The sequence below is a fragment of the Candidatus Binatia bacterium genome (assembly GCA_036382395.1).
Lineage (GTDB): Bacteria > Desulfobacterota > Binatia > HRBIN30 > HRBIN30 > JAGDMS01.
The window spans coordinates 1-17,338 of record DASVHW010000178.1; the positions used below are offsets into that span (position 1 = coordinate 1).

The following is a 17,338-nucleotide window of genomic DNA, read 5'->3' on the forward strand; positions in this document are numbered from 1 at the left end:
CCGTCATAGTGGGCCTTCAAAGTCACGCTGGGCATGACCCCTCAATTACGCTCTCTCGTGTGACCGAGCAAGAACCAAGAAAGCCGAGATGCGGCGGCGCCACCTGCCGAACAATATGCGGAACGGTTCCCCTCCTTACCGAGACTGTCGATAAATGCGAAGACGTGCTTCGAGAGCCTCAGCACGAGCGGTCTCAGCGTCCATCAAATAGAAGTTCTTCCGCTCACCCTGAGCCTGTCGAAGGGTGCGTTCGGAGAAAATCGACAGACTCAGTCAAGGGAAACGCTTGTTGACGATCTCAAGTTACGCATGCTACAGCCAGCCAACATTTGGCTGCGGTGTCGCCGCATACTGTCGAGATCACCATCGAGGCGTTCCGCTCGGCGATCGGCGAGTTACGAAAATCGGCGCATCGAACGGAACAACCTGCGGCAAAGTAGTGGTGCCGAAGCACGTGCTCATCTTGCGCCGGCCCACGGGCGTCGGCGCAAACACTTTCATCGGCCATCTGGTCGGCGCGGCCTGCCGCGCGGGCCTGGTCGATGCAGTAATCGAGCTGGCCGCACCGAGTGACATGAAGACAAGCCCGTCGACGGCCGATGCGATGGTCGTGTGGCAATCCGACGCACCCGACGCTCTCCGAACCGCGGCCGATGCGCTTGCGGATCATGCGGAGATCGTCGGTGGCTACGAGGTCCACGAGGTCCTCCACTGGGATGACGCGCCCGGTGTATTGACCGGCTACACCATGGTGGCGTGCTCGTGCCGCCTTCCCGGCCTCAGCCCCACACAGTTCATCGATCGTTACCGCGCCCACGCCGTCATCGCACGTGTCCACCACCCGGCGATCCGCCGCTACGTCCAATCGTTCGTGACCACGGCGTTGGATGGCTCCCGCCACTGCGAGGCTATCGCCCTGCTCCACTTCGCCAGCGCCGACGACTACGCCCTCCACCTCTACCGCGATGAGCAGAGCCGGCAGGTCGTGGCCGAGGACATCGCCGGCTTTATGGATCGCAGCCGCATCTGGGCATTTTTCACCACCGACCGGTTCGTCGTCACTCACGCGGGCAAGTAGGCCAAGATCAAGCGTATCCAAAGTCATCGAAGGCAAAAGGAGGTTCCCTATGGGCTCAACGTCGCTTTTGGCTGACAAGGTAGCCGTAGTCACCGGCGGCGGTGGCGGCATTGGAAAGGGCATTGCCCTCGCTTTCGCTTCACACGGAGCCAAAGTCGTCGTAGCAGAGAGAGATCCCGTTCGGGCCAAGGCCACGGTGGCGGAGATCGAGGCGTCAGGGGGCCGGGCGATGGCCTCGGTGGTAGATGTTCAAGAGAAGGACCAATGCGGAACTCTGGCGGATGCCGCCTTGCGGGAATTCGGGCAGGTGGACGTGCTGGTGAACAACGTGGGCGACTACCTGGCGGCCAAGCCCTTTCTGGAGACGACCGAGGAGGACTGGGAGGCGCTGTATCACATCAACCTCAAGCACGTCTTCCTGTGCACCCGCGCTATCGCGCCCAGAATGATTGAGCGGGGAAGCGGCGGGAGCATCATCAACGTCTCCACCGTCGAAGCCTTCCGCGGCATACCGCATTGCGCCGTCTACTCCGCCTTCAAGGGAGGCGTCACGCAGTTCACCAAGAGCTTCGCGCTGGAAGTGGCCCAGTACGGCATCCGTGTCAACGCCATCGCACCCGACGTGACCCAGACGATTCAGGTGCCGTACGATCAATGGGTCCCGCCCGAGCAACGGCACCTGGTTCCGATCTGGGTGCCCCTGGGCCGTTTCGGCATGCCCGACGACATTGCCGGCGTGGCGGTGTTCCTTGCCTCGGATCTCTCCCGATTCGTGACCGGCACCACGGTGCACGCCGATGGCGGAACGTATGCTGCCGGCGGTTGGTACCGCACCACCAGCGGCAGGTGGACCAACTCCCCCTTGAATCCATAGCCACCCCTGTGATTCTTATCGCCTGATCAAGAGGAGGCATGATGGCTGACGAACACCCGGCACGACTCGCTTCGCAGCGCTCGATGAAAGCGGTGCAGGCGAAAACCAAGGAAGCATGGCTAGACCTTTTCGCCAACGATGCAATCATCGAAGACCCCGTGGGCGTCTCCCCACTCGACCCTACAGGCAAAGGCCAGGTCGGCAAAGCGGCCATCAGTGCCTTCTGGGACACGAACATCGGAGCGAACAAAATCGAGTTCGATATCTCGCACTCTTACGCTGCCGGGGATGAGGTAGCGAACGTCGGGAAGATCACGACCACCCTGCCGAACGGCATGAAGGCCATCGCCGAAGGCGTCTTCGTCTACAGGGTGAACGCCGCGGGCAAGATCGTTTCGCTCCGCGCGTTCTGGGAGTTCGAGAAGATGATGGCCAGTGTGATGCCACCGTCTTGAACAACGGGCCAGCGAGCGACCGAATTTGACCAAGATCATCCTTTTCCAGTAGGTTACCGCATTCCGCCCGGTGGGCGTGCAACGTAGGTCAAACGAACGTTTGTTTCTGAAGGCGGAAGCTAGGGCATTCATCTTAGTAAGGAAGGCGGGACAACGGTGAACAAGCGCATGACGCCGGGCCAGGTAATCGGCGAACTCCGCGACGGAATGACCATCGGCATCGGCGGCTGGGGCGCCCGGCGAAAGCCCATGGCTCTCATCCGAGAGATCCTGCGCTCGCCGCTCAAAGATCTGACGCTGGTCTCCTACGGTGGACCCGACGTGGGCATGCTGTGCGCCGCCGGGAAGGTCCGTAAGTTGGTGTTTGGCTTCGTCACGCTGGACGTCATCGCACTGGATCCGCACTTTCGCGTCGCCCGGCAGTCGGGGGCGATCGAGGCGATGGAAATCGATGAGGGCATGCTCCAGTGGGGGCTCAAGGCCGCCGCACTACGGCTGCCCTTCCTGCCGACACGAGCCGGTCTCGCCTGCGACGTGGAACGGCTCAACCCGCATCTCAAGACGGTGCAATCGCCGTACGCCGACGGCGAGGTGCTGCTGGCGATGCCGGCGCTCACGCTGGACGCCGCGCTCATTCACGTGAATCATGCCGACACACGCGGCAACAGCCAGATCCTCGGCCCCGATCCCTACTTCGACGACCTCTTCTGCGGCGCGGCGAAGCGGCGCTACGCGAGTTGCGAACGCATCGTCGAGACACAACAGCTCAACGACCTTGGCTGCGTTCACACCTTGCAGCTGAACCGCAGCCTGGTTGACGGCGTCGTCGAGATCCCGTTCGGCGCCCACCCGACTGCGTGCTCGCCGCGGTACGGTATCGACCTTGAACACTTGAAGACCTACGTGGCCGCCGCAAGCCCCGAAGCCTGGCAGGGGTACCGCAAGCAGTATGTTGATGTCAGCCAGGATCAGTACCTCGAGACGGTCGGCGGTGCGGTTCGTGTCGCCGGCATCCCCCCCACGGTGTTCTGAGGCAACCCACGATGCCACACATTGACTATACGCTGGCCGAGCTCTGTATCACCGCCTGCGCCGAGGCCTGGCGCGGCGACAGCGAAATCCTGGCATCAGGCATCGGCCTGGTCCCGCGACTGGCCGCCAGCTTGGCGAAGCTCACGTTCAGCCCGGACCTTCTGATGACCGATAGCGAAGCGTATCTGGTCTCCGAACCTGTCCCCGTGGGACCCCGGGACGGCTATCAACTCAAGGTCGAGGGCTGGATGCCGTTCCGGCACATCTTCGATTTGCTCTGGAGCGGGAAGCGCCATGCCATGACCACTCCAACCCAGATCGATCGCTTTGGCAGCATCAACATCAGCTGCATTGGAGACTGGCGCAAGCCGAAGGCGCAACTGCTGGGCGTGCGAGGAATTCCGGGGAACACCATCAACCACCCGTGCAGCTTCTTCATCTCCAACCACACACCGCGCACATTCGTCGAGCGCGTGGACATGGCCTCGGGCGTCGGCTACGACCCGGAGCGCTGGGCACCGGGGGTCAAGCAAGATTTCCACGAGCTTCGTCGGGTGGTGACCAACCTCGCGGTTCTCGACTTCGCCGGCCCACACCATGCCATGCGGATCCGGTCCGTACACCCTGGCGTGACGCCGGAGCAGGTACAGAAACAAACCAGCTTCGAGCTGGCAGTGGCTGACGGCCTGGGTGAGACACGCATACCAACCGGCGAGGAGTTGCGGATCATCCAGGAAGTCATCGACCCCCACAACTTGCGCGCCAGCGTCTTCCAGTAAGGTTCACACGGTGTCCTCAGCGCTGCGTACACGCCTCTGCGAAGTTCTCGGTGCCCGCTACCCAATCATCCAAACGGCGATGGGTTGGGTGGCAACTCCCGAGCTGGTCGCCGCCACATCCAACGCCGGAGCCTTCGGCTTCCTCGCCGCGGCCACACTCCGCCCGGACGAGTTCGAACCGTCCATCTTGAAGGTGAAAGAACTCACCGACCGGCCGTTCGGCGTGAACTTCTTGATGGAGCAACCGGGGGCCCGCGACATCGTGGAGTTGATCGTCCGCCACGACGTGAAGGCGGCCAGTTATGGCCGTGGTCCCAATCCGCGGTTCATCGAGCGGCTGAAGCAGGCCGGTGTCCTGTGCGTCCCAACCGTGGGTGCCGTGCGTCACGCGCAGAAGGCGGTCAAGCTCGGTGCCGACATCATCATCGCGCAAGGTGGCGAGGGTGGCGGACATACCGGCTCCGTGCCCACCTCGATCCTGGTGCCGCAGGTTGTCGATGCCGTCAAAGTCCCGGTGGTCGCCGCGGGCGGCTTCCGTGACGGACGCGGCCTGGTCGCCGCCTTGGCCTACGGCGCCACCGGCATCGCCATGGGCACGCGTTTCCTGCTGACGGCGGAGAGCCCGCTGCCGGGAGAAACCGCGAAGCGGTATTTCGCCGCGACCGTCAATGACATCTTCGTGACCAAGCAGGTGGACGGCCTACCCCAACGCGTCATCATGAATGAGTTCGTCGGCCGGCTCGAGTCGAGTCACTCACTCACCAGGTTCATTCGCGCCCTCCGCAGCGGCCTGGAATATCGCAAGCTGAGCGGCGCCTCGATCCGAGAGCTCCTGACCTCGGCGCTGGCATTGCGGCGTGGCGACAACCTGACCCGGACCCAGATGCTGATGGCCGCCAACGCGCCGGTCTTCATCCGCCGGTCCATGGTCGAAGGCCGTCCGGCGGAAGGCGTGCTGCCCAGCGGCGTGGTGGCGGGTCTCATCAACGATCGGCCGACCTGCGCGGAACTCATCCAGAGAATCATCAGCGAAGCGGAGCAGACACTGGCCGCCCTCGCAAACTAGGGCAAGGAGTCGTTTGTGTACGTCAAGACGAATGTCGACGAAAAGGGTGTGGCGGAGGTTCTTCTCGACTATCCCCCGGTGAACGCGCTCGATAGCGCGGGCTGGGCGCACCTCGCCAAAACCATCCGGGCCCTGGGCGAGGACGAGAACGTACGGGTTGTGCTCTTGGCCGGCAACGGACGTGGGTTCTGCGCCGGCGTCGACATCAAGGAGCTGGCCCGTGACGGCAGCCTGATCGTGAAGGTGAACCGAGGCTGCTACGACAGCTTCGCGGCCGTCTACGATTGTCCGGTCCCTGTCATTACTGCCGTGCACAACTTCTGCTTGGGCGGCGGGATCGGTCTGGTCGGCTCCTCCGACATCATCATCGCCTCGGAGGACGCCACCTTCGGCCTTCCCGAAATCGACCGCGGCGCCATGGGGGCCGCCACCCACCTCATGCGGATGTTCCCCGTACAAAAGGTTCGGCGGATGTTTTACACCGGCCAGCCGATCACGGCCGCGGAGGCTTACCGCCTGGGCGCCGTCGAGTCGGTCGTCAAACGCGAGGAGCTGCTGCCGACGGCACGGGCATTGGCCGAGAACATCGCGGCCAAGAGTCCGCGAGCGGTCCGTCTCGCCAAGTGGGCGTTGAACGGCATCGAGCTGCTCGACATCAAGAAGAGCTACCGCTTCGAGCAGGGCTTCACGTTCGAGCTGTACACCTCACCCGACTCGCAAGAAGCGCGCTCCGCTTTCGTCGAGAAGCGCGAGGCGGCCTTCACCGATAAGTCCAAGGACTAGACCAGGATGGAGTTGACGTTCACCCCCGAAGAAGAGGCCTTCCGGCTCGAAGCGCGGGCGTGGCTGGAAACCCACGTACCGAAGACACCGCTGAAATCCTTCGATACGGCAGAGGGGTTTCAGCAGCACCGCGACTGGGAGCGCACCCTGAACGAAGGCCGGTGGTCGGCAGTCAACTGGCCGGTCGAGTACGGCGGCCGCGGCGCCAACCTGATCGAGTGGCTCATCTTCGAAGAAGAGTACTTCCGCGTGGCCGCACCGGGTCGGGTGAATCAAAACGGCATCTTCCTGCTGGGTCCGACGTTGATGGAGTTCGGCAGCGAGCAGCAGAAGATCCGTTACCTGCCGCACATGGCGTCCGGTGAAGAGGTCTGGGCGCAAGGGTGGTCGGAGCCGAACGCCGGCAGCGACATGGCGGCCATCCGCGCCACCGCGCGCAGAGACGGCGAGCATTACATCCTCAACGGCCAGAAGACGTGGTGCTCGCGTGGGGCATTCGCCGACTGGCTGTTCGGCATCTTCCGCTCCGATCCAAACTCGGAAAAGCATCGCGGCCTCACCTTCATCCTGTTGCCGCTCGATCTCCCGGGAATCACAGTGCGGCCGATCGCACAGCTCGACGGCGAGACGGGGTTTGCCGAGGTCTTCTTCGATGATGTTCGCGTGTCGGTGGAGAACCGCCTGGGCGGGGAGAATCAAGGCTGGAATGTGGCGATGGCAACCGCGGGCTTCGAGCGCGGCCTCATGCTGCGCAGCCCGGCACGCTACCAGGCAACCGCGCGTAAGCTGATCGCTCTGTACAAGATATACGCCAAGACAGCGGATTCGTGTCTGCGCCACGCCGTGGCGCGCGCGTGGATGAACGCGGAAGCGTACGCGCTGAACACCTATTGGACGGTGTCACGGCTCATGCAAGGCGGCAGCATCGGCGCCGAGGCCAGCCTCAACAAGATCTTCTGGTCGGAAATGGACGTGCACATGCACGAGACGGCGCTCGCCTTGCTCGGCCCGCGCGCGCAGCTTCTGCCGCATGCGCCCGGCGCCGAGAATCCCGGCAATTGGCTCGACGGGTTCCTGTTTGCCATGGCCGGACCCATCTATGCCGGCACCAACGAAATTCAACGCAACGTCATCGCCGAGCGCTTGCTCAAGCTGCCCAGGAGTTAGCGATGCAGTTCCAGTTCACCGAAGACCAACGCGGGTTCCAGGAAAGCGTCCGCAAGTTTCTCGAAAAGGAGTGCACCCCGGCACACCTTCGCGCCCTCTGGCAAACCGAGACCGGCCGCGCGCCGGAATTGTGGTCCAAGCTGGCGGAGATCGGTGTGCTCGGCTTGCTTGTCCCGGAAGCGCACGGGGGCCTGGGCAGCAGTGAGGTCGACCTCGTATTGCTGCTCGAGGAGGCCGGCCGAGCCGCGCTCCCGGAACCCGTGGCCGAGACCGCCGCGGTCGGCGTGCCACTCCTCGCCGGTCTGAAGCGCAAGAAACTGGGTGAGCAGTGGCTGCCGAAGGTGGCCGCCGGTGAGGCGATTCTCACGGTGGGGCACGAGGTCAACCCGTTCGTCGCAGACGCCCACGTCGCACACCTGCTGCTCCTGCAACGCAACAACGAGATCCACGCGGTGCCGCGCGACCAGGTGACCCTGGAGCATCAACCTTGCAACGACCCGTCGCGCCGGCTCTTTCGTGTGGACTGGAAGCCGTCGGGCGAGACCTGCGTGGCGCGGGGAGAAGAAGGCCGCCGCCTGCTCGCCGCCGCCCTCGACCGCGCCGCCCTGGCGTGCGCCGCCCAGCAACTCGGTATCGGGCAACAGCTTGTCGATATGGCCGTGCGCTATGCCACCGAACGCGAGCAGTTTGGCAAGCCGATCGGCTCGTTCCAAGCGATCAAACATATGCTCGCGAACGTCGCGGTTCGCATCGAGTTCGCCCGCCCCGTCGTGTACCGCTCCGCCTTTTCGGTGGCGCACGACGCGGTCACACGGGCCATCGACGTTTCTCAGGCGAAGCTGGCGGCATCCGAGGCCGCGGTGCTGGCCGCAAAGACGGCGCTCCAGGTGCACGGTGCCATCGGATATACCTGGGAACAGGATCTGCAAATTTGGATGAAGCGAGCTTGGGCACTCGACATCGCATGGGGCACCGGCGCCTGGCACCGCGCCCGCGTCGCCGCCGCCATCCTCGACGGCGCCGTGCTTCCCGAGACCTTTCCAGCAGCCCGAGAGACTGCCGCTTGAAGGGCACCATGCGCGCCGAGGATTCGTAGGGCCGGCTGCGCCGGCCGATTTTGTTGAGGAGACAACCAACGGTGGCCGGCACAGCCGGCCCGACAGTTCGATTGAGAGGGGAACGAAATGGACCAGACGAAAACGCAGGCTCCGGCAATCCAGGGCTGGTTCACCATGGACTCGCGCGCGCCACACCTCCTCGGCAGCCGCTGCACCGCCTGCAAGAGCTACTTCTTCCCCAAGGAATCGTTCTTCTGCCGCAACCCCGGCTGCGCCGGGACCGAATTCGAGGAAGTTCCCTTGAGTCGCACCGGAAAGGTCTGGTCCTTCAGCACCAACCACTATCAACCGCCCGCGCCCTATATCTCTCCTGATCCCTTCGTCCCCTATTCCATCGCGGCCGTGGAGTTGGCGAATGAGCAGATGGTGATCCTCGGGCAAGTTGCCAGCGGCGTCGATCTCAACACACTGAAGGTCGGCATGGAGATGGAGCTCGTGCTGGAAAAGCTCTTCGAAGATAAGGACGTCGAGTACATCGTCTGGAAGTGGAAGCCGGTAGGCGCCTGACCGCCGAAGTAGCCCTCACCCCGACCCTCTCCCGGAGGGCGAGGGAGAAGAGAATTGGGAGGTCAATGATGGCAAAGGAAGTTGCGATCCTCGGGGTGGGAATGCACCCGTGGGGAAAATGGGGCAAGAACTTCGTCGAGTATGGCGTCAAAGCCTGTCGCGATGCCCTCAAAGACGCCGGCGTCGAGTGGAATGACATTCAGTTCATTTCGGGTGCCGACACCATGCGCTGCGGCTATCCCGGCTACGTCGCCGGTGCCACCTTCGCGCAGGCACTGGGCTGGTCGGGGGCGCGCGTCGCCAGCTCGTATGCCGCCTGCGCCTCGGGCGCCACGGCCATGAACGCGGCACGGGCGCAGATCCTAGCAGGATTCTGTGACGTGGCCCTCGTCGTCGGCGCCGACACGACCCCCAAGGGCTTTCTGGCCCCCACCTCAGGAGACCGGCCGGATGACCCCGACTGGCTGCGGTTCCGCCTGCTTGGTGCCACCAATCCGACCTACTTCGCGTTCTATGCCCGTAGGCGCATGGATCTGTACGGGGCCACAGAGCGTGACTTTGCCAAGGTGAAGATCAAGAACGCCAAGCACGGGCTGACGAACCCGAACGCGAGATACCGCAAGGAGTACACCGAGGACGAAGTTCTGAAGTCGCCCATGGTGTCCGATCCGCTGCGGCTGCTGGAGATCTGCGCCACCAGCGACGGCGGCGCGGCGGTAGTGCTGTCGAGCCTGAAATATGCGCGCCAGCGCACGGCCAAACCCATCACCATCGCGGCAATTTCGACCGTGACGCCACGCTATCCCAACACCGTCATCGAGATGCCGAACTTCGCCACCGATTCCGCGCATAGCGCCGCGCCACCGCGTGTTCCGTTCCGCGACTCGATCGCAGCCGGCGCGTACGAAGAGGCGGGCCTTGGTCCCGAAGATGTGAATCTGGCCGAGGTGTATGATCTGTCGACCGCGCTCGAGCTGGATTGGTATGAAAACATCGGGCTGTGCAAGCCCGGAGAAGCCGAACGGCTGCTCAACGATGGGCACACCACCATCGGTGGGCGGGTACCGGTCAACCCGAGTGGCGGTCTGACCTGTTTTGGAGAGGCCGTTCCGGCACAGGCAATTGCGCAGGTGTGCGAGCTGGTCTGGCAGATCCGGGGCGAGGCCAGCGGCCGACAGGTCCCCGGAGCCAAGGTCGGCATTACCGCAAACCAGGGACTGTTCGGACACGGCTCGTCGGTGATCGTGAAACGGTAGAACTCTTCCCTCGCCCTCTGGGAGAGGGTCGGGGTGAGGGCGTCCAACATCGAACGCAAGGAGAACAGAGATGGCTGAAGCATACATCATCGATGCGGTTCGCACCCCAGTCGGCAGGCGCAAAGGCGGCCTGAGCACCGCGCACCCTGCCGACCTGGGCGCACACGTGATCAAGGCGCTGGTGCAGCGCACCGGCATCGACCCGCACACCGTCGAGGATGTGTTCTTCGGCTGCGTTGATACCATCGGTCCCCAGGCCGGCGACATCGCCCGCACCTGCTGGCTGGCAGCGGGACTGCCGGACGAGGTTCCGGGCACGACCATCGACAGGCAGTGCGGTTCATCGCAGCAGGCCATCCACTTTGCCGCGCAAGCAGTGATGAGCGGAACCAATGACGTGATCGTCGCCGGTGGCGTGCAGAACATGAGCATGATCCCGATTGCCTCGGCGATGACCTTGGCGCAGCCGATGGGTTTCCCCGATCCCTTCTCGACCTCCAAGGGCTGGGTGGCACGCTACGGCACGCAAGAAGTCTCACAGTTTCGCTCGGCGGAAATGATCGCGGAGAAGTGGAACATCCTGCGCCAAGACATGGAGCGCTTCGCCTTCGAAAGTCACCGGCGAGCGATCCAGGCAATCGACCAAGGCCGGTTCACGCGTGAGATCGTGCCGTATGACGGCGTGACCACCGACGAGGGACCGCGGCGCGACACGTCACTCGAGAAGATGGCTTCGCTGAAAACCCTCACCGAGGGTGGGCGTTTGACGGCGGGCGTATCCAGCCAGATCTCCGACGCCGCCGCCGCCGTGCTGGTCGTATCGGAGCGGGCGGTGAAACAGCACCACCTCAAGCCGCGCGCACGCATTCATCACATCAGCGTGCGCGGGGCCGATCCGGTGTGGATGCTCACCGCGCCGATCCCGGCCACGGCTTACGCCTTGGAACGCAGCGGCCTGAAGCAGAAGGACATCGATCTGGTCGAGATCAACGAAGCCTTCGCCTCGGTCGTACTCGCCTGGCAGAAGGAAACCGGCTGGGATCTCGCCAAGGTCAACGTCAATGGCGGCGCCATTGCTCTCGGGCACCCGCTCGGCGCCACCGGCGCGCGCCTGATGACCACGCTTCTCTGCGAACTCGAGCGCACCGGCGGCCGTTACGGATTGCAGACCATGTGCGAGGGTGGCGGTCAGGCCAACGTCACCATCATTGAGAGAATATGAAGAAACCAAGCGGTCAGCGATCAGCTGTCGGCCTTCACTTGGAGCATCGGCTAGGGAAAGCCTGGCCGGGGCTCCGGCTGACTGCTGATAGCTGACAGCTGATAGCTATCTGGTGCCACATGAGATTTGCCTTCAACGAAGAACAGGAAGCGTTGCGCGCGGCGGCCCGCGACTTTCTTGCGGACCATTGCTCGCCGGCGCAGATCCGCAAGGTCATGGAGACCGACGCGGGGTACGACCCCGAGGTGTGGGGCCGCATCGGCGCCGAGCTCGGTTGGACGTCGATCATCATTCCGGAAGCGTACGGCGGCGCGGGACTGACGTACGTCGAGCTGGTCGGCCTCATGGAAGAGATGGGCGCGGCGCTCCTCTGTGCCCCGTTCTTTTCCACCGTGTGCCTTGCCGGAAACGCTTTGCTGCTCGGTGGGACGGAGGAGCAAAAGCAGGAACACCTCCCGGGCATTGCGGCCGGCGAGACCACCGCCACGCTCGCCTTTACCGAACCGAAGGGCCGTTGGGACGCCGCCGGAATCGAACTGGTGGCCAGGCGCGACGGCAGCGACTTCATCCTGAACGGCACCAAGACGTTCGTGGTCGACGGCCATACGGCGCAACTGCTCATCGTAGCCGCGCGGCGCCAAGCCTCGCGTGGGCAGGACGGCGTCAGTCTCTTCGTCGTGCCGGCCAATACAACTGGTATCGAGCGGCGCCTCCTGCCCACCATGGACCAGACGCGCAAGCAGGCGGAAATCGTTTTTCGTAACGTACGAGTTCCCGCTTCGGCCTTGATGGGCAACGAGGGCGAGGGCTGGGGTAGCTTGAACACGACTCTCGATCGCGCCGCCATCGCGCTTTCCGCCGAACAGGTGGGCGGCGCGCAACGCTGTCTCGACATGTCGGTCCAGTACGCCAAAGAGCGCATCCAGTTCGGACGCCCGATCGGCTCGTTTCAGGCCATCAAACACAAGTGCGCCGACATGTTGCTGCGGGTGGAGTCGGCGCGCTCCGCCAGTTACTACGCCGGCTGGGCCGCTTCCGTGGACGATCCCGAGCTGCCGGCGCTGGCCTCCCTGGCCAAGGCCTACTGCTCCGACGCCTATTTCCATTGCGCCGCCGAGAGCGTGCAGATTCACGGCGGTGTCGGCTTCACCTGGGAGTACGACGTCCACCTCTACTTCAAGCGCGCCAAGTCGAGCGAGGTCTTCCTCGGCGACGCCACCTACCACCGTGAGTTGGTAGCGCAGCGGATTGGCCTCTCTGCTCCCTCTCCCTCCGGCAAAAGGTCGTGGTGAAGGAATGACCAATCCTCTCGACTTCTCCGGCAAGGTCGTCATCGTCACCGGTGGCGGCAGAGGTGTGGGACGCGGCATCACCAGCCGCTTTCTCGAAGCCGGCGCTGACGTCGTGATCTGCGGCCGCAAGGAGCCCGAGACGTCTCCGAGCGCTGGCAGCAAGCCGGCACTGTTCGTCGCCGCCGATGTGCGCGAGATCGAACAGATCGACAAGGTGGTGACCTTCGCCACCGAACGTTTCGGACGCCTCGACGTGTTAGTCAACAACGTCGGCGGCACGCCCACGGCCGATGCCGCGACGGCTTCGCCGCGCTTCTCGGAATCGATCATCCGGCTCAACCTCATTTCGCCGCTCAGCTTTGCGCAGCGTGCCAACGCCGTCATGCAGAAGCAGGCTGACGGCGGCGCCATCATCAACATCGCCAGCGTCAGCGGCATCCGCCCCTCTCCCGGCACTGCGGCATACGGCGCAGCCAAAGCCGGCTTGTTGAACCTCACACAAACCCTGGCAGTGGAGTGGGCCCCCAAGGTGCGGGTCAACGCCGTGACTGCCGGGATGATCCGCACCGAGCAATCTCAGCTCCACTACGGTGACGAAGCCGGCATCGCCGCCGTTGCCGCCACCGTCCCCTTGGGCCGGCTGGGCAAGCCCGAGGACGTCGGCGACCTCTGCCTCTTCCTCGCCTCGCCGCTCGCCAGTTACATCAGCGGCGCGAGCATCCTGCTGCACGGCGGCGGCGAGCGCCCCGCCTATCTGGACGCGGCCAAGAAGCCCGGCGCCTGACAGAGCGGTGCGTCGCACTCACGTCGGCTTCAGCGTCTTGAACCGCCCGGCGAGCCAGTCGTCTACGCCGGAGACGTACCAGCGTGAGAAGCGCCGGTCCGACGGGCCGCCGGCCAGGCAGGTATGGGCGGCCGCTTCACCCAAGTCAGTGACGATGCGATACGAAGGCGCGAAGCTCGTGTCGCGGCCACCCGAACGATAGATCTGGCCTTGATGGATGGTGCTGCGGCCGCCCATGATCGGCACCGGCCCGTGGTCAAACCCGATCCATGCCGGCAGCCGGCCGCCGAGCATCAGGTGCTTCATCAGCAGCTGCCGTTGACTGCCCCATTGCCGCAATGGCCCAACCAACGTCCCGGCGGCGACTCGCCTGAAGACGCCATCGCGACCTTCTTCACCGTACCATGCGCTGTCACCTTGCAGCAGCACGCGATCGCCATTGGCGTAGAAGTCGACCAGAATACCCGTCTCCTCGATGAGGAAGCGCGTCACCTCCGGACCGCACACCGCGCCGAATACCTCGTTAACGAGCGCACGGTAGAACTTCTCAAACAGGTAGGCGCCGGTGGACGCCAAATCATAGCAGCAGTCCCACTGGCGCAGCGCATCACCGTGTGTGCTCTTCGGCAGCAACGGCCGCAGAACGTCCATGAACCGCGCCGCCTGGAGCGAGTAGACGTCCATCTGCATCTGCTGCATGGCCGTGACGCTCCAATCATTGCGGCCGGCGAGGAGGTCGGCGATGCGCTCGGCGCGATAGGCGCCCATCGGCAGATTGATGGGATGCGCACGGCCAAGATGGTTCAGATCGTTGTTGGCGGTGACCAGAAAACCGGCGGGCGGATTGAACGCGCGCGGCAGATCACTCACCGCAACGAATCCTTTCCAGTCGTTCTCTGGATCCCAGCCCGGCAACGGCACCAACCCATTGCGGCCTTCACTCCGCACCGGCATCCGTCCGGACATCTGGTAGCCGATGTTGCCGTGCCGATCGGCCAAAACCCAATTCCATGCCGTCTCCATCCGTCCGAGCAGCTCCATGCCCGCGGCAACTTCCGCGGCATGCCACATTCCGAATGCCGTCGACAGGGACACCGCGCCCGTTTCTGCACCCGACGCCCAGCGTGTCGCCAGATACAGCCCCGGCTGCGCCGGATCGCCGTCGAGCACGCCGTGATCGTTTTCATAGAAGCACAGCCTCACATCCGACTTCTTCTTGCGCTTGATCACCTCAGTGCGTACCTGAAAAGGCACCCATACCTCACCGGCATCCGTCACGCGGCGATAGCAACCGTCGCGGCAGTCTTCGATCCAGGAATCGATCGCGTCCATGAACGTGTAGGTCGCGCCCCAGGCGAGATCGGTGGAGCGCCCGATGACCGGCGCCGGCAGGCCCGGCATGGTGGCGGCGATGCAGAAGCGCTCGCCCAGCTCGAGGACGGCCTCGTACCACACCGCGGGGAGGCGGTTGGCTTCGAGGTGCGGATCGTTGGCAAGCAGAGGATGGCCGCTCGCAGTCTTGCTGCCGGAGACGACCCAATTGTTGGAGGCGATGGCCCGCGGCAACGCCCGGTTCCAGCGCACGGCGTCGGGCACGATGCGCTCGCCGAGCCTGACCTTCTGCAACAGTTGGGAGTCGAGATCCTGCAGGAGGCCGGGGAACAGTTCGTCGAGATGCCGTCGCGGCACACCCGCTTGCACCATTTCGACCAGCAGTCGCTCCATCTCGCCCTGGCTCTGGGCCAACGACACGTAGCCGACGACCCGCGAGGTCAGGATCGAGTCCGCCACCGTCCACGGTGCTGGCGCGTATCCCACCAGTTTGAACTCCCAGGGCACACGCTGGCGCAGCGCGGCATTGGCGCCATCGCAGTAGGCCTCCGCCAGGGCGCGGTCCGCCGCCGGCAGCTGGTCCGCCTCTTCATGCGCGCTGCCACCAAAGTTCATGCGACGAAAAAAACGATCGAGGCGCAGCATGTCGTCGCCGGCGTCGAGGACCTCGCAGCCGCGTCCCTGGCCGAGAATCCGCACGAGCAGCATCTGCATCGCCCGATCGACCGCGTGGCAGAAACCGAGGCCACGGTACAAATCCGCTTCGGTCGACGCTTGCACGTGCGGCACCCCGTGCTCGTCGCGAACGATGTGAATCGGTTTGTTACCCTCGATGGTCCAGTGTTGGTTGGCTCGCATGGCATCCACCCGTCGCGCGCCGGCGCATCAGCGGGCGACCTTACCCGTAATGCCGAACAAGTGCGAGGCGCACACGGGATGGCGGAATGGCCGTACCGTCGTACCGCTTTGTCTTTTGCCGGTGGCCGAGCGATGATCGACAGGCCTTGCGTGGCGCGGATTGATTGTTGAATGGAGCATAAGCCGATGGATCTCGATCGACGTCGCTTCCTGCGGATGGCACTGGCTTCCATGCTCGCCGCGCCGCTCACCGGTGGCTGCCGGCGCGAGGCAGCGCCAGCGCCGTCCGTTCCGCTCGGTGACCCGCGAGCGACGCTGAAGGTCCGCGGCTACCGCGGCCTGGCTGAGCTCCCGTACTTCGCCGTGGATGCGAACGGCGACCTCCGACTCACCGTGGACGATCTGCCGGCCGGTCTGGATTTCCACACCCACCTCGCGTTCAACATGCTGCTGTCGCCGTCGGTCGATCTGCTGCGACGCACGCCGGAGACTCGCTACCTGATCGACTGCGATGGCAGCCAGCCGCCCTGCGTCTTGGACCTCGACGTCTACATCAACCGCATCGCCACTCCGGACATGCTCGACCATATGGAAGCGGAGATTCGCGGCATGCTGCTGTTCGGCAGCCGAGCCGCCGAGACGCACACGATTCCCAACCTGCTTGCGGAGATGGACAGGATGCGGGTGGAGCGCGCCGTCGTCCTGGCCGTGTCGCCCGGGTTCCCCTTTGGCGACAATCTGACGCAGCGGTGGCGGGACGCGATCGCGCAGTCGGGGGCGGCGGAGCGGTTGATCTTGTTCGGCTCGGTCCGGCCAACGGTGCGCGGAGCCGTCGAACGCTTGCGCGAGCTGAAGACACTGGGCATCCGCGGCGTCAAGCTGCATCCGACCATGCAACGGTTCTATCCGGACGATCCGCAGGCGATGCCGTTTTATGCCGCCTGCGCCGAGCTGGACTTGCCCGTGTTCTTTCACGCCGGGCGCGCCGGCATCGAACCCGAGTTCACTCGGGAACACGCGGCCATGAAACACTATGTCGCCCCGGTCGCGGAGTTTCCGCAGGTCCGCTTCATCTTCGGTCACGCCGGCGCACGGGACTACGCCGACGCCATCCCGATTGCCAAGGCGCATCAGAACGTGTTGATGGAAATCGCCGGCCAAGGGGTGGCGGCGCTGCGGGAGTTGCTTGCCGAGTTGGGACCGGAACGACTCGTGTTCGGGTCAGATTGGCCCTTTTATCCGCTCGCTCCAACCGTGGCGAAACTGCTCATCGTAACTGGCGGAGACAAGGCCGCCCGCGACATGATCTTCAGCGGGAACGCGCGTCGCTTTCTCGCCTTGTCGGCGCCGTGAGGGTTCAAGACGCGGACCTCCGGCTGAGCAGAGTCCGTCGATTTTCTCTGAAAGTGCCCTTCGACAAGCATGTCCTGAGCAACGTCGAAGGGCATGCCCATGAACATGCGCCGTCTCCGTCGCCCAGGGCGTTGCCCCAGGACCAGTGGCGGCAGGCCTCCGTGCCTGCCGCGGTGGATCGACTGGACCATCCAACCGGCGACAGGCACAGAGGCCTGTCGCCACCAGACCTTATGGAATCAGCTGCGGCACCGAGTATTCATCGTTTGACGGAATCGCCAAACGATGCTGTCGAAACACCATGAAGTGATGACGAGTCCCCGTGTACGGCCCCTCAAATCCGAGTGCGCGCAGACGCTGGATGAATTCGCGCCGCTTACAC

Annotated in this window: 16 protein-coding genes; 15 read left to right on the forward strand and 1 reads right to left on the reverse strand. The window is 64.2% G+C overall.

The annotated features are described in order from the left end of the window. Positions 1-442 precede the first annotated feature (442 nt). From VF515_08125 to VF515_08190, 14 genes are all read left to right on the forward strand, one after another. A complete protein-coding gene (locus tag VF515_08125) occupies positions 443-1,078 on the forward strand; it encodes an EthD domain-containing protein (protein ID HEX7407600.1) in 636 nt (211 codons plus the stop codon). Positions 1,079-1,127: 49 nt separating this feature from the next. Then, the gene (locus tag VF515_08130; protein ID HEX7407601.1) at positions 1,128-1,952 is read left to right on the forward strand and encodes an SDR family NAD(P)-dependent oxidoreductase; all 825 of its coding nucleotides are present in this window, start codon (positions 1,128-1,130) and stop codon (positions 1,950-1,952) included. 41 nt (positions 1,953-1,993) lie between these two features. Beyond that, a complete protein-coding gene (locus VF515_08135; GenBank protein ID HEX7407602.1) occupies positions 1,994-2,407 on the forward strand; it encodes a nuclear transport factor 2 family protein in 414 nt (137 codons plus the stop codon). Positions 2,408-2,575: 168 nt separating this feature from the next. After that, positions 2,576-3,439, forward strand: coding sequence for a CoA-transferase (locus tag VF515_08140; GenBank protein HEX7407603.1), 864 nt, complete (start codon positions 2,576-2,578; stop codon positions 3,437-3,439). Between the two features lie 11 nt (positions 3,440-3,450). After that, positions 3,451-4,218 carry a ketoacid CoA transferase gene (locus VF515_08145; GenBank protein ID HEX7407604.1) on the forward strand — a complete coding sequence of 256 codons (768 nt, stop codon included), beginning with the start codon at positions 3,451-3,453 and terminating at the stop codon, positions 4,216-4,218. A gap of 10 nt (positions 4,219-4,228) precedes the next feature. Then, positions 4,229-5,284, forward strand: a complete 1,056-nt coding sequence (locus tag VF515_08150; GenBank protein ID HEX7407605.1) for a nitronate monooxygenase — start codon at positions 4,229-4,231, stop codon at positions 5,282-5,284. Positions 5,285-5,299: 15 nt separating this feature from the next. Further along, positions 5,300-6,067, forward strand: coding sequence for an enoyl-CoA hydratase family protein (locus VF515_08155; GenBank protein HEX7407606.1), 768 nt, complete (start codon positions 5,300-5,302; stop codon positions 6,065-6,067). A 6-nt stretch (positions 6,068-6,073) separates the two neighbouring features. Next, positions 6,074-7,234 (forward strand): acyl-CoA dehydrogenase family protein, encoded by a 1,161-nt coding sequence (locus VF515_08160; protein ID HEX7407607.1) that lies wholly within the window; start codon positions 6,074-6,076, stop codon positions 7,232-7,234. Positions 7,235-7,236: 2 nt separating this feature from the next. Continuing rightward, a complete protein-coding gene (locus VF515_08165) occupies positions 7,237-8,301 on the forward strand; it encodes an acyl-CoA dehydrogenase family protein (protein ID HEX7407608.1) in 1,065 nt (354 codons plus the stop codon). Between the two features lie 117 nt (positions 8,302-8,418). Continuing rightward, entirely contained in the window at positions 8,419-8,859 is a 441-nt protein-coding gene (locus VF515_08170; GenBank protein ID HEX7407609.1) for an OB-fold domain-containing protein, read from the forward strand. 68 nt (positions 8,860-8,927) lie between these two features. Then, a complete protein-coding gene (locus VF515_08175) occupies positions 8,928-10,115 on the forward strand; it encodes a lipid-transfer protein (GenBank protein ID HEX7407610.1) in 1,188 nt (395 codons plus the stop codon). Between the two features lie 70 nt (positions 10,116-10,185). Beyond that, positions 10,186-11,337, forward strand: a complete 1,152-nt coding sequence (locus tag VF515_08180) for an acetyl-CoA C-acetyltransferase (GenBank protein ID HEX7407611.1) — start codon at positions 10,186-10,188, stop codon at positions 11,335-11,337. Positions 11,338-11,456: 119 nt separating this feature from the next. Next, on the forward strand, positions 11,457-12,629 hold the full coding sequence (locus VF515_08185; GenBank protein HEX7407612.1) for an acyl-CoA dehydrogenase family protein: 1,173 nt from the start codon (positions 11,457-11,459) through the stop codon (positions 12,627-12,629). 4 nt (positions 12,630-12,633) lie between these two features. Continuing rightward, positions 12,634-13,413, forward strand: a complete 780-nt coding sequence (locus tag VF515_08190; GenBank protein HEX7407613.1) for an SDR family oxidoreductase — start codon at positions 12,634-12,636, stop codon at positions 13,411-13,413. 18 nt (positions 13,414-13,431) lie between these two features. On the opposite strand, the gene VF515_08195 is transcribed toward VF515_08190, so the two are convergent. After that, positions 13,432-15,603 carry a penicillin acylase family protein gene (locus tag VF515_08195; protein ID HEX7407614.1) on the reverse strand — a complete coding sequence of 724 codons (2,172 nt, stop codon included), beginning with the start codon at positions 15,601-15,603 and terminating at the stop codon, positions 13,432-13,434. A gap of 171 nt (positions 15,604-15,774) precedes the next feature. Between VF515_08195 and VF515_08200 the strand changes: the two genes are divergently transcribed. Continuing rightward, positions 15,775-16,956 (forward strand): amidohydrolase family protein, encoded by a 1,182-nt coding sequence (locus VF515_08200; protein ID HEX7407615.1) that lies wholly within the window; start codon positions 15,775-15,777, stop codon positions 16,954-16,956. Positions 16,957-17,338: the final 382 nt, after the last annotated feature.

Excerpts from the sequence above, each read along its gene's own strand:
- VF515_08130 (HEX7407601.1), top strand. The coding sequence starts at position 1,128 with ATGGGCTCAACGTCGCTTTTGGCTGACAAGGTAGCCGTAGTCACCGGC.
- VF515_08135 (HEX7407602.1), top strand. The coding sequence starts at position 1,994 with ATGGCTGACGAACACCCGGCACGACTCGCTTCGCAGCGCTCGATGAAA.
- VF515_08140 (HEX7407603.1), top strand. The coding sequence starts at position 2,576 with ATGACGCCGGGCCAGGTAATCGGCGAACTCCGCGACGGAATGACCATC.
- VF515_08145 (HEX7407604.1), top strand. The coding sequence starts at position 3,451 with ATGCCACACATTGACTATACGCTGGCCGAGCTCTGTATCACCGCCTGC.
- VF515_08160 (HEX7407607.1), top strand. The coding sequence starts at position 6,074 with ATGGAGTTGACGTTCACCCCCGAAGAAGAGGCCTTCCGGCTCGAAGCG.
- VF515_08165 (HEX7407608.1), top strand. The coding sequence starts at position 7,237 with ATGCAGTTCCAGTTCACCGAAGACCAACGCGGGTTCCAGGAAAGCGTC.
- VF515_08170 (HEX7407609.1), top strand. The coding sequence starts at position 8,419 with ATGGACCAGACGAAAACGCAGGCTCCGGCAATCCAGGGCTGGTTCACC.
- VF515_08175 (HEX7407610.1), top strand. The coding sequence starts at position 8,928 with ATGGCAAAGGAAGTTGCGATCCTCGGGGTGGGAATGCACCCGTGGGGA.
- VF515_08180 (HEX7407611.1), top strand. The coding sequence starts at position 10,186 with ATGGCTGAAGCATACATCATCGATGCGGTTCGCACCCCAGTCGGCAGG.
- VF515_08185 (HEX7407612.1), top strand. The coding sequence starts at position 11,457 with ATGAGATTTGCCTTCAACGAAGAACAGGAAGCGTTGCGCGCGGCGGCC.
- VF515_08190 (HEX7407613.1), top strand. The coding sequence starts at position 12,634 with ATGACCAATCCTCTCGACTTCTCCGGCAAGGTCGTCATCGTCACCGGT.
- VF515_08195 (HEX7407614.1), bottom strand. The coding sequence starts at position 15,603 with ATGCGAGCCAACCAACACTGGACCATCGAGGGTAACAAACCGATTCAC.
- VF515_08200 (HEX7407615.1), top strand. The coding sequence starts at position 15,775 with ATGGAGCATAAGCCGATGGATCTCGATCGACGTCGCTTCCTGCGGATG.